The sequence below is a fragment of the Streptomyces sp. D2-8 genome, assembly GCF_023184515.1.
Lineage (GTDB): Bacteria > Actinomycetota > Actinomycetes > Streptomycetales > Streptomycetaceae > Streptomyces.
The window spans coordinates 437,043-451,580 of sequence record NZ_JAAHBP010000001.1 but is presented as its reverse complement, the minus strand read 5'-3'; the positions used below and the strand labels follow the sequence as shown (position 1 = coordinate 451,580).

15 protein-coding genes are annotated in these 14,538 nt (G+C 66.2%); 4 read left to right on the top strand and 11 right to left on the bottom strand.

The features are described 5' to 3' along the window. Window positions 1-93: 93 nt before the first annotated feature. From G3I77_RS01975 to G3I77_RS01950, 6 genes are all read right to left on the bottom strand, one after another. A complete protein-coding gene (locus G3I77_RS01975) occupies window positions 94-1,632 on the bottom strand; it encodes a terminase large subunit domain-containing protein (protein WP_248500656.1) in 1,539 nt (512 codons plus the stop codon). Then, window positions 1,629-2,165 (bottom strand): hypothetical protein, encoded by a 537-nt coding sequence (locus G3I77_RS01970; RefSeq protein ID WP_248500655.1) that lies wholly within the window; start codon window positions 2,163-2,165, stop codon window positions 1,629-1,631. The genes G3I77_RS01975 and G3I77_RS01970 overlap by 4 nt, the downstream gene beginning before the upstream one ends. A gap of 202 nt (window positions 2,166-2,367) precedes the next feature. Next, a complete protein-coding gene (locus tag G3I77_RS01965; protein WP_248500654.1) occupies window positions 2,368-2,964 on the bottom strand; it encodes a hypothetical protein in 597 nt (198 codons plus the stop codon). 129 nt (window positions 2,965-3,093) lie between these two features. Next, on the bottom strand, window positions 3,094-3,540 hold the full coding sequence (locus G3I77_RS01960; protein ID WP_248500653.1) for a hypothetical protein: 447 nt from the start codon (window positions 3,538-3,540) through the stop codon (window positions 3,094-3,096). An 85-nt stretch (window positions 3,541-3,625) separates the two neighbouring features. Then, on the bottom strand, window positions 3,626-5,071 hold the full coding sequence (locus G3I77_RS01955) for a methyltransferase domain-containing protein (protein WP_248500652.1): 1,446 nt from the start codon (window positions 5,069-5,071) through the stop codon (window positions 3,626-3,628). Then, window positions 5,068-5,730, bottom strand: coding sequence for a ParB N-terminal domain-containing protein (locus tag G3I77_RS01950; RefSeq protein ID WP_248500651.1), 663 nt, complete (start codon window positions 5,728-5,730; stop codon window positions 5,068-5,070). The genes G3I77_RS01955 and G3I77_RS01950 overlap by 4 nt, the downstream gene beginning before the upstream one ends. A 123-nt stretch (window positions 5,731-5,853) precedes the next feature. Here G3I77_RS01950 and G3I77_RS01945 point away from each other — a divergent pair, with 123 nt between their 5' ends. Then, a complete protein-coding gene (locus G3I77_RS01945) occupies window positions 5,854-6,243 on the top strand; it encodes a hypothetical protein (protein WP_248500650.1) in 390 nt (129 codons plus the stop codon). Window positions 6,244-6,633: 390 nt separating this feature from the next. Here G3I77_RS01945 and G3I77_RS01940 read toward each other — a convergent pair whose 3' ends face one another. The 4 genes from G3I77_RS01940 to G3I77_RS01925 form a co-directional block, all read right to left on the bottom strand. After that, window positions 6,634-7,554: a methyltransferase gene (locus tag G3I77_RS01940; protein WP_248500649.1), complete on the bottom strand. Its 921-nt coding sequence runs from the start codon at window positions 7,552-7,554 to the stop codon at window positions 6,634-6,636. A 10-nt stretch (window positions 7,555-7,564) separates the two neighbouring features. Then, window positions 7,565-7,879 (bottom strand): hypothetical protein, encoded by a 315-nt coding sequence (locus tag G3I77_RS01935; RefSeq protein ID WP_248500648.1) that lies wholly within the window; start codon window positions 7,877-7,879, stop codon window positions 7,565-7,567. A gap of 60 nt (window positions 7,880-7,939) precedes the next feature. Then, complete coding sequence (locus tag G3I77_RS01930; RefSeq protein ID WP_248500647.1) at window positions 7,940-9,094, bottom strand: ParB/RepB/Spo0J family partition protein; 1,155 nt, start codon at window positions 9,092-9,094, stop codon at window positions 7,940-7,942. 162 nt (window positions 9,095-9,256) lie between these two features. After that, window positions 9,257-9,427 carry a hypothetical protein gene (locus tag G3I77_RS01925; protein WP_248500646.1) on the bottom strand — a complete coding sequence of 57 codons (171 nt, stop codon included), beginning with the start codon at window positions 9,425-9,427 and terminating at the stop codon, window positions 9,257-9,259. 341 nt (window positions 9,428-9,768) lie between these two features. On the opposite strand from G3I77_RS01925, the gene G3I77_RS01920 reads away from it, so the two are divergent. Continuing rightward, window positions 9,769-10,296 (top strand): hypothetical protein, encoded by a 528-nt coding sequence (locus G3I77_RS01920; protein ID WP_248500645.1) that lies wholly within the window; start codon window positions 9,769-9,771, stop codon window positions 10,294-10,296. Between the two features lie 5 nt (window positions 10,297-10,301). Further along, window positions 10,302-11,072 (top strand): hypothetical protein, encoded by a 771-nt coding sequence (locus G3I77_RS01915; RefSeq protein WP_248500644.1) that lies wholly within the window; start codon window positions 10,302-10,304, stop codon window positions 11,070-11,072. On the opposite strand, the gene G3I77_RS01910 is transcribed toward G3I77_RS01915, so the two are convergent. Continuing rightward, on the bottom strand, window positions 11,061-12,020 hold the full coding sequence (locus G3I77_RS01910; protein WP_248500643.1) for a recombinase family protein: 960 nt from the start codon (window positions 12,018-12,020) through the stop codon (window positions 11,061-11,063). The genes G3I77_RS01915 and G3I77_RS01910 overlap by 12 nt on opposite strands. 487 nt (window positions 12,021-12,507) lie before the next feature. Between G3I77_RS01910 and G3I77_RS01905 the strand changes: the two genes are divergently transcribed. Next, the gene (locus G3I77_RS01905; protein WP_248500642.1) at window positions 12,508-14,400 is read left to right on the top strand and encodes a site-specific integrase; all 1,893 of its coding nucleotides are present in this window, start codon (window positions 12,508-12,510) and stop codon (window positions 14,398-14,400) included. Window positions 14,401-14,538 lie beyond the last annotated feature (138 nt).

Genomic DNA, 14,538 nt, shown 5'->3' with positions numbered 1-14,538 from the left:
CTTGGAGCGACCCGAGCAACGGCGGACGCGGTCCAGTCGGGCGGGGAGGGGCATCCCTGCTGGGCAGTTACCTGTACGGGCTGTTTCCTTCGGTCAGCGGCGGCCGTCGAAACGGTCGTCATCCGTGTCGGTGGGCAGGGTGTCGAGCTGGTCGGGGTCGGCCAGTTCGGTCAGTCCGTGCACAGCAGCGTCCATGCGATCAGGGCTGTCCATCCCCTCGACCCAGGTGACCATCTGGCCTTCCAGGTCGGGGTATTCGCCGACATGGTGTACGAGCTGCTGTTCGTAGAGCTGGGCCACGGGAGCAGCGCGCAGGCGTTTGCCGACCTTGGCGGTGACCTCCAGGATCATGGGCATGAGGAGCCCCTTGGTGACGTCCTCGCGGCGCAGCTGCTCCCATGCCTGGGTGACGATCTGCCGCGCCATGTCGCCGCCGTAATTCTTCTCGACCACGATCGCGTCGGCCTTGAGTTCGAGGGCGAGACGGCAGGCCGCTAGGCCCCAGTCGTTGGCGCCCATCGAGCCGGACCTGTCCGCCAGTACGTACAGCTGCCGGTCGAAGTCGCGGCCGACGCCGATGACGCCCGTTTCGTCGCCGACCGTGGACTCTCCACCGGCGGGGTCGACGGCGACGACGATGCGCGCCATGTCGAGACCGGAGAACTGGACGGCGTTGAGGCGGGCGGTCTCGATCCACTCCCGCTTCCAGACGCCTCCCTCCGGCGGCCGGGGCTTCTGCAAGTAGAGGGCGGCCCAGACGCGTTCGCCGACACGCTTGCGGGTCTTGGCGTGGTGGGAGACGTCGAAGCGTTCGGGCCACAGCGCCTGACCCGGAGCGCGGCCGAGCGGGTCGTCGGGGCTGTCGGCGATGGCGGGCAGGTCAATGACCCGCCAGGCGTCGCGCTCGGTGGCGAGGATGCGTCCGGCGAGGTCGTCTTCGTGCCACCGGGTCTGAATGAGGCAGATAGCGCCGACGGGTTCGAGGCGGGTCTGCAGGACAGAAGTCCACCAGTCCCAGGCACGCTTACGCATGGTGGGGCTGTCGGCGTCGGCCATGTCCTTGACCGGGTCATCGACGATGGCGATGTGTGCGCCGCGTCCGGTCAGGCCGCCGCCGATGCCGGCCGCGAGGAGACCGCCTTCGCCACCGACGATGTCGAAGCGGTTGGCGGCCTGACTTCCTGGCTTGAGCTGGATGCCGAGGTCGTCGCCCCAGGTGTTGATGGCGTCCCTGATCCACCGGCCGTGGTCGTCAGCCAGATCGGCGGAGTAGCTGGCGATCATCATGCGGTGGCCGGGGTTGCGCCGCAGGTACCAGAGGGGTGCCCATCGGGATGCTCGTCGACTCTTGCCGTGCCGTGGGGGCATGGTCAGCATGACGCGGTCGCATCTGCCCGCGGCCATGTCGATGAACGCCTGGTCGATGAGATCCAGGTGCGGCGCCTGCATCTCGCGTCCACCGGTGAGGACGGCGGCGAGAGCACCTGGCGAGCGGTCCATGGCGAGTTGGCGTTCGGCTCGTGCCAGCTCGGCGCGCAGCGTGGGAGACGCGGCCCGTGCGATGGTGCGGCGCTGCGCCGGGGGAAGGGTCTTGTAGTGGGCGATGACGCTCTCGTGGTCGCGCGGTGTCATTCGCTGTCCGGATCGGTGAGCGCGATCAGGGTGTCGAGTTCGTTGACGGTCACGTTCTCGACCTGGACTGGTCCGCCGTCCGTGCCGGACAGTTCCGCACGGACGGGCATGTCGAGGCCGAGCAGTCGTGCGCGGCGCTCCATGATCCGCAGGGTGCGGTCGATGGCGGCGAGGTCCTGGTCGCGGACGGCCTTCTTGTAGGCGACGAAGAACAGCCGGTCGAGTCGGTCAGCTTCCAGTGCGCGCAACTCGTCGACGTCGTCGTTGAGTTCGGCGCGGCGGTCGGCGAGTGCGGTGCGGACGTCCCGGCAGGCGGCATGAATCAGGGCCTCGTTGGTGGGCGGGTCCTGGTTTTTGCGGTGCCGCTCGACGCCGTACCCCTGCGGGTAGGCGATGCCGTCTGAGTTGACGGTCGGGTCGGCGGCGAGCTTGCGGGCGATCGTCAGCCAGTCGACACCGGCGAGGCGTAGATCGATGGCGTCCGAGCGGCGGCGCGCGATGGCCGCACGCGCGGCTTTGTCGGGGCGTCCCACGGCGGGGGTCCTTCACAGCTCGGGTGCGCCCCCGCGCCCGTCCTATGATCGCCCATAGCGGCGACGGTCTGCAGTCTTGCTTGTCCCACTGGGCCGCAGAAGGCCAACCATGCGCCGCGCGAACGTCGCAGACGACCGACCTCGGCAGCCAAAGCAATGCGCAGCGAGACGAGTCCCAGCCCCCGAAAGCACCCGAGCACATTCACCGCAAGCCTCGAAGCGTTTTCGCGATTTGACGCCAGGGGCGGAACAGCCACAGCAAGTCATCCTTTTTGCGCAGCCAGCGCATCTGGACACGCACGATACCTCTATTAGGCGTGAATGAAATGCCGTCCGCTTCCGATAGGGGGACAAAGCGCGGTCGCGGGTACCGTGCTCTCTCCGGGTCCTCTAGGGCATCCCCCAGTGCGTCCGCCATCTCCGCTACAGCCGAGGGAAGCCTGCCCTTCGCGCTCTCGCGCACATGCTCAGGAACGTCGAGCGTCAGACCGCCCACCACGTGCGCCTCAAAAGCCACAAGGTCAGCGAAATCTACAAGCCAACGCGGCCCCACGAGACGTACTTCGTGCACGAGACGATCAAAGTCCTTAGCAAGAGATGCGAAGGACTCACCGTCTTCCATTGAGGTCACAAGCTGTTGCGCATGGCGGCTGACCTCTTTAAACACATCGACACGACGATCCCGAAGCCACTTCGCATGATCGGTTCGCGCAGCCTCACGAGCAGCCTTACGGGTTCCTCGTGTCGTGATGAGAGTGCCGGCAACGCCAAGTAGGCCACCGCCCAGAGTGCCCGCCAAGCCAGTGAGCGCGACAGAGTCCACAAAGCCCCCTCGTCTGCCAGTTCTGGCAGACGAGGGTACTGGCACAGATGGCAAGCAAGGGACAGAACCGGCAGGGCCGAGAGCTCGCACCTGGCCCCACCTGGATCAGATCAATGCCATCTGCTCGCCTTCGCCCGGCCTCTTCGGCGGCACGTACTCTGGCGGGGCATCCGGCGCGTCGCGCTCCGCCCGCAGCCACCAGGCGAACTGGTAGTTACGGCAGGTCCGGAAACGGACCGACTTTCGGCGCGGCTCGTTCTCGGGAATGTTGTGCTCGCCCCATCCGGTGATGGGGCGAGCGTTGTCCAGGCGCACGTACAGGCCCGGCACCAGGGCCGGTCCGTCCCAGTGCTCCCCGGGTGCGCCTTCGAAGGCAAGGTGCGCGTTGTCGCTCCACTTCCAGGGGTTGGGCAGCGCGCAGAGGTACCAGGCCAGGGGTGGGTTGCGCTCGGGGAGTTCGAGGGTCTGGTGCCGGCGGCTGATGTCCAGCCGGGGGCGGTCGGGCTGGCCGAAGGTGCGCAGGCAGTGCTGGTCGAGGGCTACGTGCCGCACGCCTGCCAGCCACATGATGTGGTACGGAGTTCGTGATTCAATTTGGACCTGTATTCGCTGCGACATCCGCTCCCCATTTACCCGTTCAATTGGCGAGAGATTCATTTCTCTCTACTACCAATTTTATCAAATTTCCCACCAATTCCAGATGCCTGTCATGCCGGAAGCCATTCGGATAGGGCATGTTGAATTCCTCTTCGAATGCCTTCTCGTATTCCTCCTTGGGGAGGGCGATGGGGCGGCGGCAGGTGGCCTTGATGTTGGAGCCGCTGAGGTCGGTGACCTGTACGTCCTCGAAGTAGCGGCGGAGCAGCGGCTCCAGGGTTTCGGGGGTGTGGAAACGCAGCTTCTGCCACTTCCCTTTGACGAAGTTCATCTCCACGTTGTCCTCGTCGAGGAAGCTCATCTTGGTGGTGGCGGTCTGGGAGGTGACCCGCTTGGCCTGCTCGTCCCGGAGTTCGCGGGCGAGGTTGCGGGTGCCGAGGCACACGACTCCGTCCGCCGAGCAGAGGGCGTTGACGGTGGTCATCACCCAGTGCTGGTAGTCGAGGGATGTGGTGGCGTTGATGACGGAGTCGAGGACCACCACGTCGTAGAGGCCGTTGGCCTGGATGTCCTTGTCGATGTCGCGGATCATGCCGACGACGGCGCGGATGTCGACGGCGTACGAGCCGTCCCGGCAGCGGTAGGGCTCGTAGTCGTGGATGTTGAAGCCCTTGGCGCGCAGGTGCTTGGCGTAGTCGCCGTAGCCGGCGCCGAAGTCCACGACCCGGTGGGTGGGCTTGAGCCAGGGCGTGACCAGCTGGTCCCAGGTCTCGGAGCCGTAGGCGAGCTTTCCGGCCTTGGCCTTGGAGGAGAACTTGCGGAGCCTCTTGGGCTGCACGATGTGCTGGTTCCACACTGGGGCCTTGCTCTCGATGGCGGTCCAGTCGTAGACGCCGTACTCGCCGGTGAGGTCTGCGTGGAGCTGGGCGGCGTCGGCGGACGTGACGGTCCAGGCGAGGAGGTCGAAGCGGTTGATGGAGGCGACGACGGCGTATTCGGCGTTGAGGACGATGCGGCCCTGGTCGTCGATGACGACGCTGCCCCAGGGGCCGTGGCCGGTGGTCATGTGCCCGATGGCGTTGACGAAGGAGAGGTTCTTTCGTTCGGCGACCCGGATGGACTGCCATGGAATCCACGACCAGGCGCCGATGACGCCGGGCTCGGCGTAGACGATGCTGGCCTCGGTCTCGACCCGGTTGTGCAGCAGGTTGAATTGGATCTCGTCCTGCAACCTGACCTTCGTGCCGAGCATGACCGCGGGGGTGTGCGTCAGGCCGATGGCCTGGAGGCCCTTGGTTCTCTGGTGGCCTGCGACCAGTGTGCCGTCGGCGTTGAGGATGACGGGTTTCACGACACCGTGGCGGCGCAGTGACGCCTGGAGCCTGATGAACGCCTCCTCGCTGAGGCGGCGCGGGTTGTAGTCGGCGGGGCGAAGCCGGTCGAGCGGGTACGCCTCGTAGAACGTCGTGGTGGGGGCGTTGCTCATGCCGCCTCGCCCTCCTCGTAGGCTTGCTGCAAGACGTGCCAGCCGAAGCCGAGGTCGCTGTTGGTGTCGTCCACGAACTTCGTGTAGATGGCGTTGAGGGCTTCGACCTCTTCGGAGGTGATCCGAACTCGCTTGGACTCCCACTGGAGGTAGCCCCACTGGAGGTAGTCGACGGTGGCTGCGGCTCCGGTGCCCGCGCCGTCGGAGGTGAGCTCCAGTGTCTCGGGAAGGGAGGTGTCGTCGAGGAGCCGGTCTACGCTCTCGCGGTCGTAGCCGGTACCGGACAGGTCCGGGATCTCGGAGAGGATCTCGGCCAGGAGCACGCTGTCGTATCCGGCGAGGTCGTTGGTCCGGTTGTCGACGATGACGATCCGGGCTGCGGCGTCGTCGTCGACGTCGACCCAGGTGACGGCGATCTGCTCCCAGCCGAGCTGCTGGGCGGCCGCGTAGGTGTGGTTGCCCGCCAGGATCTCGTTGTGCCGGCCGGTGAGCGAACCCTTGTTGACGACGATCGCGCGGTACTGGCCGTTGACGGTCAGCGATTCGGCGATCGAGGGCAGGTCGCCGTTGCGGGGGTTCCGGTAGTACGGCGTGAGGTCCCCGGTGGGGACGGCGAGCGGCAGGAGCAGTTCGGGGATGTTGGCGGGCGTCGGGGTCACTGGGCGTCCCTTGTGTAGGCCGTTCCCCGCGCCCTACAGCTAGTCAGACTAGACGATCACGTCCGGCCGCGGCTGTTGCGGGAGCGGGGGTGGAGCTGGTGCGGGGGTGGAGCTGGTGCGGGGGTGGAGTTGGTGCGCCGGCTGCCGACCGTGCACCCTTCGCTGAATGTGGTGGATGGTGGCGGCCACCAGCCCGCAGCCGGGGAAGGCCAAGAGGCTGGCGAGAAGGACCCCTCCACCGCCGAGCTGCACAATGACCCAGTCGACGACAGCGATGGCCGCCATGAGCAGGACGGCCATCGTGTCTGCGGCGAGGCGAAGAAGCGTTCGCATCACCGGTTGTTGCAGCGGCAGATGCCGGACGGCAGGCACCAGGAGTCGCAGGACCGGCACCACACCGCCCCGGGTACGGGAGGCGTCCGGCGCTCCGGCTCTGCGGGCGGTGTCTGCTCGGCGGTCATGCTCTGTGTCGCTTTCGTCGTCGGGGGGTTGCGGCCGCTTCGAGTTCCGTGAGGTGCCGGGTCGCGTCCGGATCCGGGCCTCCTGGGACTTCGAGGCCCGGGTCCCGTTCGGCGAGGGCCTTGATCGGCGCCCCGTCCCGCTCGATGAGGAGACGTTCGTACAGCTCGCGATCCTCTGGGTCTCCGGCGAAGCCCTCTGTGTTCATGGCGCTCCTGAGTGCACGGGGACCCGCCCCCGGCGTGAGGCGGGGGCGGGTCCGGTCGTGATCGTGGATCTTGGCGACGCTCCGGTGGCTCCGCTCAGGTGCGGAGCCGATGCCTGGCGGGTAGGGCGCGGGGGATTGGCCACCCGCCAGGCACCGAAGGGGAATGCCGCATGCCACGGCACGTTGGTGAGCCGGTTCCTCGACTGAGGCCGCCCTCACCAACGAGATAGAACGTATCACGCATCAGTGTTGGGATCTATTTTGAGTCGTGGCGCGGCCCCGTACTCGAACCCATCGAGGGTCCGTGTGCCGTGGGCTGTCGGTGCGTCCGTGAAGAACAGACCTTGCTGGACCGCTGCCGGCCTTGCAGTGAAGTCCTCAGGTCTGGGCGCCTGAGGGTTGAAGGGACGGGGCGGCGCGGGCTCACGGACCGGGATGACGGCAACCACCGTGCTCACGCCGACCGCGGGAAACGCGTCGTCGGGCAGTTCCGTGATGGTTCCGCGCGCTTCCTGCACCCGGGCCCGGAAATCCTTCGCCTTGCGGTCAGTCCGAAAGGGGAGGCTGCCGTACATGACCGCCACGAGCAGGCCGCCCGGCTGGAGGAAGCGCAACGCCCGCTGGACGTGCCGGATGTCCTGCCGGTCAGCGAACGGCGGGTTCATGATGACCCGCTGGTATCGGCGCTGCACCTTCACGCTGAAGAAGTCGGCCGCCGTGACCTCGCGGGCGTATCCGCCGGCGCGGATGTGCTCGGCGCGAGCAGTGTCGAGTTCGACGCAGTCGACAACGACACCACGGGCAGCTGCGGCCTTAGCGATGGCGCCGCGTCCGGCCGACGGCTCCAACACCTCACAACCGACTTCGAGTTCCGCCAGGTCCAGGAGCTGTTCGACAACGGGCTTCGGCGTGGGGTAGTACCCGCGGTCGACGTCGGTGATGACCTCACCCGTGGCGAGCAGGCCCGCGATGGCGTCGGCAGCGGCGAAGGGGAACGTGTGGGCGCGCTCGTAGCGGTTCCAGGTGCCGCCGACCGCGTGAAGGGCCAGGTTGACCCGCTCGTACAGTTTGCGCTCGAGCTTGCCGTTGAGACGGAGCGTCAGGCCCTCGACCGTGGCAGAGCGGATGACCTTGAGAACGTCGGGATCTATCTTCACGGCTGCCTCCTCACTCGCTGGCGGTCTTGGCCTCGGCGGCGAGCAGCGCCGCTTCGAGCTCAACGAGTCGGGCCGTGACCATGAGGTGGGTGCGCACGTACACCGAACTACCGGCACCCTTCATGAGGTCGGAGGCGGCGAGCAGGGTGAGGTTGTACGCCTCATTCAGGGCGGCCCCGTCGTTGTGGCGCGCCTTGAACAGGTGCGCCGCAGCCTCGCGGACGAGTTCGGCCACGTCGCAGTCGTACTCCTCAAGGGCGTTGGCCGAGGCCGGCACGTCGAACAGGTTGTGGTTGATGTTGCGCATGGCGCGGATGTCGTTCATCACTGCGGGGCTCCATAGAGATGGGGGCGGCCCGCTGGGGACCGCCCCGGGATGGACAGGTCAGGCCGCGATGGCGACCGGCTCGGCCGCCGCCTCGGCCTCGGTGTCGTCCCCCTCCGGATCCACCGGGCTCTCGGTCTGCGCGTCGGCGGCCGAGGTGGCCTCGGTCTCCGCGTCGGCGGCCTCCGGCTCCGGGGTGGGCTCCGCCTGCGTCTCCGGCTCGGCGTCGCCCGCAGCCGGGTCCAACTGAGCAAGTACGGCGTCGGCCTCGGCCACCAGGTCGGGCGCTGCGGCGGCGGGGTTGACCATGATCTCGCTGGCGTCGGCGTGAGCCTTCGCCTGGCGGAGCTGGAACCGGGCCTTCTGTACGACGTCTGCGACCCGGTCCATCTGCTCAAGCCGCTTGCCGACCTCCCCCGCCAGAGCGCGGGCCAGCTCCATGGGGTCCGCCTTGCCGATGCTGTCCAGCAGCGCCCACATCCCCTCGATCGCGTCGAGGTCGCTCTTGGTCTTGGCCTGCGCGCGGCTCCGCTCGGCCTTCTCCTCGGGGGTCATCTCGTCGACGTCGACCATGGAGTCCTGCGTGGCCGCCTTCTCCTGCTTGCGCATGGCGTAGGCGATGTGGACGAGCTGGTTGTCGTTCTTGTCGCCCTTCTTCCAGTCCTGGAAGACCGCCTTCTGGTTGTCCTTCGAGAGTGCGGCGATCTGGACGGCGGCCTGGGTGCCGATGTGCCCGAGGTCGACGGCGGCCTGGATCTCGGGGCGCAAGGCGAGCAGGGCCAGGCGCTGGTTGACGAACTGGACCGACTTGGAGAACGCCTTGGCGACGCTCGCGGGCGTGGCGTCCTCCTCCTCGTCCAGGACCTTCTTGAAGCCGCGCGCCTCCTCCAGCGGGAGCATGTCCTCGCGGTTCAGATTCTCGGCCATCGCCTTCTTGAAGGAGTCCATGTCGGTAATCTCGGACTCGCCCTCGGGCAGGAGAATCTTCGCCTCGATGGTGATGTTGTCCGCGAGTTCGTTGGCGCGGAAGCGGCGCTCGCCAGCGACCAACTCGTAGCCCTCCTCCACCTTCCGGACGACGATCGGCTGGAGGAGGCCGTGCTCCTTGATCGACTCGGCCAGCTCGTTCAGCGCGTCCTCGGCGAAGGTCTTGCGGGGCTGGTTCGGGTTGCGGTGGATCTGGCGCATCTTCAGGGTGGCGTACTTGTGCGACATTTCGAGCTCCAAGAGGTCAGTGGGGGCTTCTCCTTCCCCCTTCCTTCTGGTTCTATTCTATATGCATTCAGGTTGAGGGTCCACAATTGTCGATAAGTTTTTGCAGGTCAGGCGTGTGAGAGCGGACCCCTGACGGGGCCCGCTCCCGACTACTCGCGTAGATCAACTCGTAGTAGCACCGCTCACACGCTCCACGTCACAACCGACCCGTTTCGGGTCGACGACCGCCAGAGCCCCCAGTAAGCCGAGCGCCGCTTCGTCATCCAGAATGACGTTTTCCGTGCCATCCGACTCCTCCAGTCGGGCCAGCACCCGATCCAGCTCGATCCCCACCCGCGTCCTCCCGGCGTTGCAGCGTTCCGCCCCCGTAACGAACCGCAGCTCACTTAGATCCCCACACAAGCGAGTTAGCGGCACACATCGAGGCCCATCTGGGCGCCTGTCGCAATCCTGCACGGTAGGAGGCGAAGTGGGGTGGCGCCCCCGCATGCCGAGCACGCGCTTACTACGCTTTACGTTATAGATCTTGCTTCGAGCGTTACCTATTGTCAACCAACATAGACATTGCACTGCACCACCAGCCACTGCCGTCCCATAGCGATACTGAGTGCGCACGACGTCCACCGTCCACCGCCAGGTCGGGCCTGCCCGCATCACGAGGAGTAGCCAGCACAATGCCGCTCGGCCCGGACACCCCCCTCTCCAGCAAGCTCGCCGTACTCCTCAGCAGGAAACGCGGCGCGGACGGGAAGACCCCCAGCACGCGCGCCATCGCCGCCGCCACGGCCGAGACCCCCGGCGGCAAGCCAGCGATGACCCACCAGGTCGTGAACGACCTCCTGAACGGGGTCAAGACGAACCCATCGAGCGCCCAACTGGCCGGGCTCGCAAGGGCATTCGACTGTCCGGTAGCTTACCTACTCCCCGGTTACAACGGACTGACGTCCCTATCGGTCTACGAGGAGTACCAAGACGCACGCGAGGCACTTCGGCTCATCCACGACCTGGGCGAAGCCGGGGCTGCCGAACTTCTGGAGGCCGCCCGTGAGATCCGTCTGCGACACGGACACAGCGATCTCACTGTCCCGGAAGTACCCGAGCCTCTTCCCCCGGCCGCGGAACCACCGCGGCCCGGCCGGCGGAGACGACTCAGCTTCACCGAAGCAGCCGAGCGCGCCGTCTCCGACCTGGAAGGAACCTGAACCAAATGGACGGCCTAGTCTTCGGCCTGTGCGCTCTGATCGGCCTGGTGGGCACCGTGCTCTCCGCTCGGGAAGCCTGGCGTCAGCGTGACCGAAGCGACTACCGCGTAGCCCGTTTCACCCGAGCTGTGGCTATCGGCATCTGCACTTTAGGCGTCACCCTCGCCGTCCCGGCGGTAGAGGACATGATCGAGTCTGCTACCGGCATGAACAATGCCGCCAAGCTCGGGGCGCACATCTGCGCCGTCGTGTGGTGCGGCAGTCTTCAGCTCATGCTCGTGGACTGGTCATACAACCATGAGGTGTTGAAGGCCAGCCTGTTCGCACGTGCCGCTCTGGCAGCGTGCGTCCTCCTCGCGATGCTGCCACTGTTCGTCAGCACCACCGACGAGACCGTGGAATTCACGACCGAGTACGCAACAGTGCCAGGCGTCACCGTCTACCTCATGGTCTACCTGGGCTACGTGGCAATCACGTGCGGCGAGATCGCGTTTCTGTGCACCGGAATGGCTCTCGTTGCCCGACGCGGAGGACACGCCTGGTCGGCTCGCGGCCTCGCCCTGTCGTCGGTCTCCGCGGTCCTTGGAGTGGCCTACGCCGCCAGTAAGGGGTCATATCTGGTGACCCATTACCTGGGCCATCCGTGGCCCCTGCGGTACGAGGAGGTCGTCTCGCCGCTCTTGGCGGGGCTCGCCGTGATCTCACTGATCACGGGGCTGACCATGGCGATGGTGGGCAGGCGGCTCGCATCGCGGGTGGCGACCTCAGCCGCCTGACATGCTGGACAGCTTGCGCCAGTGGAGGACGACTCGCCCCGGCTCAATGGTCCGAACACCGCGGGCGCTCGCCGGAAACACCTCGACCTTCTCCAAGAGCAGCACCACAAGACCTCGCTTCGACGCGGTGGGCGCAGTGTTCCACCACTTCACCAGGTCCTTGGCATGGCCCAGTGAGAAGTTCGCCATCTGCTCCGCGTAGCGAAGACGCGGACGGATGTCCTTGAGGTTGGCCGCGATCTCCCGTTCCCCGGCTACGAGCGCCTCGCTGCTGATCTCGCGGTTGCCGTAGAGCCTCCCGAGCTCGGCTTGGCGGCCCTCCAGATCCTTGATCTCCTGCTTGAGGTCGTCAGCCTTCTTGCGCACGGCGTCTTGGGCCTTGGTGATCTGGGCTCGGATGCCGGGCTTGAGGAGTTCCGCCACGACGTTCTCTCCGACGTAGCCCTCCAACAGCTCGGCATCGATCCGGACCTCGCCACAGCCGCCGTTCCCTCTCTTGTCCTTCGGGCGACAGCGGTATCCGGGCGTGCCGACGTTGGTACGGGCGCCCCCGAGGTCCTGTGTGCACTTGCCGCAGGTGCTGCCCCCGCCGGTCAGGAGATAGTCGTATGCCGGCTCCGCGTCCTTCGTGCTGCGAGCCTTCTCCCGCTCGAGAAGGGCCTCGAACTCATCGCGCGTGATGGCTCCGGGGTGGCCCGCGTCGACGAGTTTGCCGTCATCGTCGTAGCGCAGTCCGGCGATCGCGGGGTTACGGAAGAGCCGTCCAACCGACGCGTCCTTCCACTCCCCGCCGAGCGTTCCCCGGTAGCCCTCACCGTTCGCCCATACCGCAATGTCCTGGTTGGACTGATTGCTCAGCGCCCGGCTCACCATCTGGCGGAGCGGGTCCACTTCGTCGTCACGTAGCCGACGACGTGAGGCGTCATCGAAACCGTAGAGCCGTGGCATGCGGTGGTCCGTTCTCGTCTCGTGCGCCCGTAGCCGCCTGATCCTAGGCCACGGCCCATGTGCGAGCTATGGCCCAGCGAGACCGACAGGCGGGCTACACAGATCACTGCACCAGGGGCGTCACCCCAAGCACTTGCCAGAGTGCAGCAGTGGGGACTCTCACCGTGCCGCCCAGGGGGAGCGTCTGCACGGGGAAAGACCCCTCCTTGATCAAGTTGTAAGCCTTGTGCGTGCCGATCCCCAGCGCCCGCGCAGCCGTCACAACGTTCACGGTCGGTGGCAGCGCGAGTAGTTCCTCCAGGGTCATCGAACTGACCCCGGCGTCCGTAGCTACAGAGGCGTCCTTCGTTGTCATTCCCGTTGTCGCGTTCTCCCCCACGCCAACGTGCCATAAGGATACTCCAACACTGGAGTGTTGGGGCAAGATAGGGCATCGGTCGACAAGGACCGACACAAAAGATCCACACGCCATCGCAAAGGGGAGAGCGTGTCAGAGGCGAGCTACTTCCGCCGCTGCCAGTGCAAGGCGCCGGCGACAGACGACTCCGGGGAGGCAATATTCAACGACGACGGCTCAGCGAAGCTCAGAGACATCGGGCTGACGTGTCCTGACCTCAAGCGCAAGGGGCACGGTACGTGGTACTTCTCGATCGACTTGGAGCCTGGCGAGAACGGCAAGCGACGCCGCGTCAAACGGGGCGGATTCGCCACCAAGGAGGAGGCCAAGGCCGAGGCGAAGAAGGTCGCTCGTGACTCCGACCGCGGCACCGACGTACTCAGCAATGCGACAGTCGGCGAGGACCTCACAGCGTGGCTCAAGCGAAAGAAGGCTCTGGCCCGCACAACGCGGCACAGCTACGAGGAGCACGTCGCGAACTACCTCGCACCGCGCCTGGGCCACGTCAAGCGGCGAGACTTCAAGCTCCGCCATGTCGAGGCCATGTTCGACGCCATCGAGAAGGAGAACGCCGAACGGTTGCTGCACCACGCCCGCGTGGTTGAGCTCCAGAACGCCCGTGACACGGCCTACACGGCGTGGGTACGCGCGGCAGGGAAGAGAGATGAGCGGCGCGTCACCCGCCGAGCCTGGCTTGATGCCAACGCCGCCCTGAAGGCGGGCCGCAAGGGCGTGCGCAAGATCACCAGTGCCGCGACGATGCATCGCATCAACGCCACCCTCAGTTCGTTTCTCAACACCGGGATCAAGCGAGGCGAGTACACGACCAACTGGGCACAGATGGTCGAACTTCCAGCCGCGAAGCGGCCCAAGCCGCTGGTGTGGACGCCAGAGAGAGTCGAACAGTGGAGGCGGACGGGTGCCAAACCGGGTCCGGTCATGGTCTGGACTCCCGAACAGACCGGACAGTTCCTGGACTTTGTCAGCGATGACCGGCTGTATCCCCTATGGCACACCTTTACCTTCCTAGGACCCCGCCGCGGTGAGATGTGCGCCCTGCCGTGGCCGGAAGTGAGCTTGACCTCTCCATGGATGCGCATCTCTGCACAGATCGTCGAGGTCGCTTACCGCCTGTACGGGGAAGATCCAAAGGCAGACAGTGTCCGCACCATCTCGCTCAGTGCGGAATCAGTCGAGGTGCTGCGCGCCTGGCAGGTCGCTCAGGCGAAGGAACGCGACCAGTGGTCCGGCCAGGAAGCCTGGGTCGAATCGGACCGCGTTTTCACGCAGGAGAACGGAGAGCCTTACCACCCTGACTGGGTCAGTCGACGCTTCAAACGGCTGGTCGAGTTGTCTGGACTTCCGCCGGTCCGCCTCCACGATCTCCGGCACATTTCAGCCACCCTGTCTCTTCTCGCGAAGAACGACATCAAGGTGGTCCAAGAGCGTCTGGGGCACAGCTCACGTCAGATCACGTCCGACACGTACACCAGCGTGCTGCCGCAGCTCATGCGGGCAGAAGCCGAATCGACTCTCTCTGTAGTGCCTCGCGAGACAGCTCTCGCCTACGAGGTGGTGCGGCCCTTGAAGATTCCGGCGAAGATCTTCAACCACGACATGGCCGTGCTCTTCGTCCACGGCGCCAGCAGCGGCGGCCTCTGGACCATCGGGCTGAAGGCCCGCGCGAAGGGGATCGCGCTCGGAGTGATCCGGGCTACAGTCCGCACACCGGAGCAGGCGGCTGCGGCGACGGAGAAGTGGTTGCGGGAATGCTGCGCGAGCTCCGGTTTCGAGATCGTCCATGTAGAGAACTGGAACGATCGTCTCTCGGAGGAGCAACGGCCGCACGCGATGCTCAGCCGAGTCGTGATCGACCGAGCGGCGGGGCCGAACGCCGTCGGCTGGGTTCCGCCGCAGCCATCCGCGCCAGACTCCAGCGGCCAGACCGACTCAGCAGAGAGGCCGCCCGAGAAGGTGGTGTGACCCACAGATCCGGGTTTCACAACCCGCCTGTGGTCCCCCAGTGGCCCCTGGAGCACCGACGAATGACCTTGTGGTCCCTCTGTGGTCCCTGGGACACCAACGAGTGACAGGTAAGGACCGCCGAGACCCCTCAAGTTC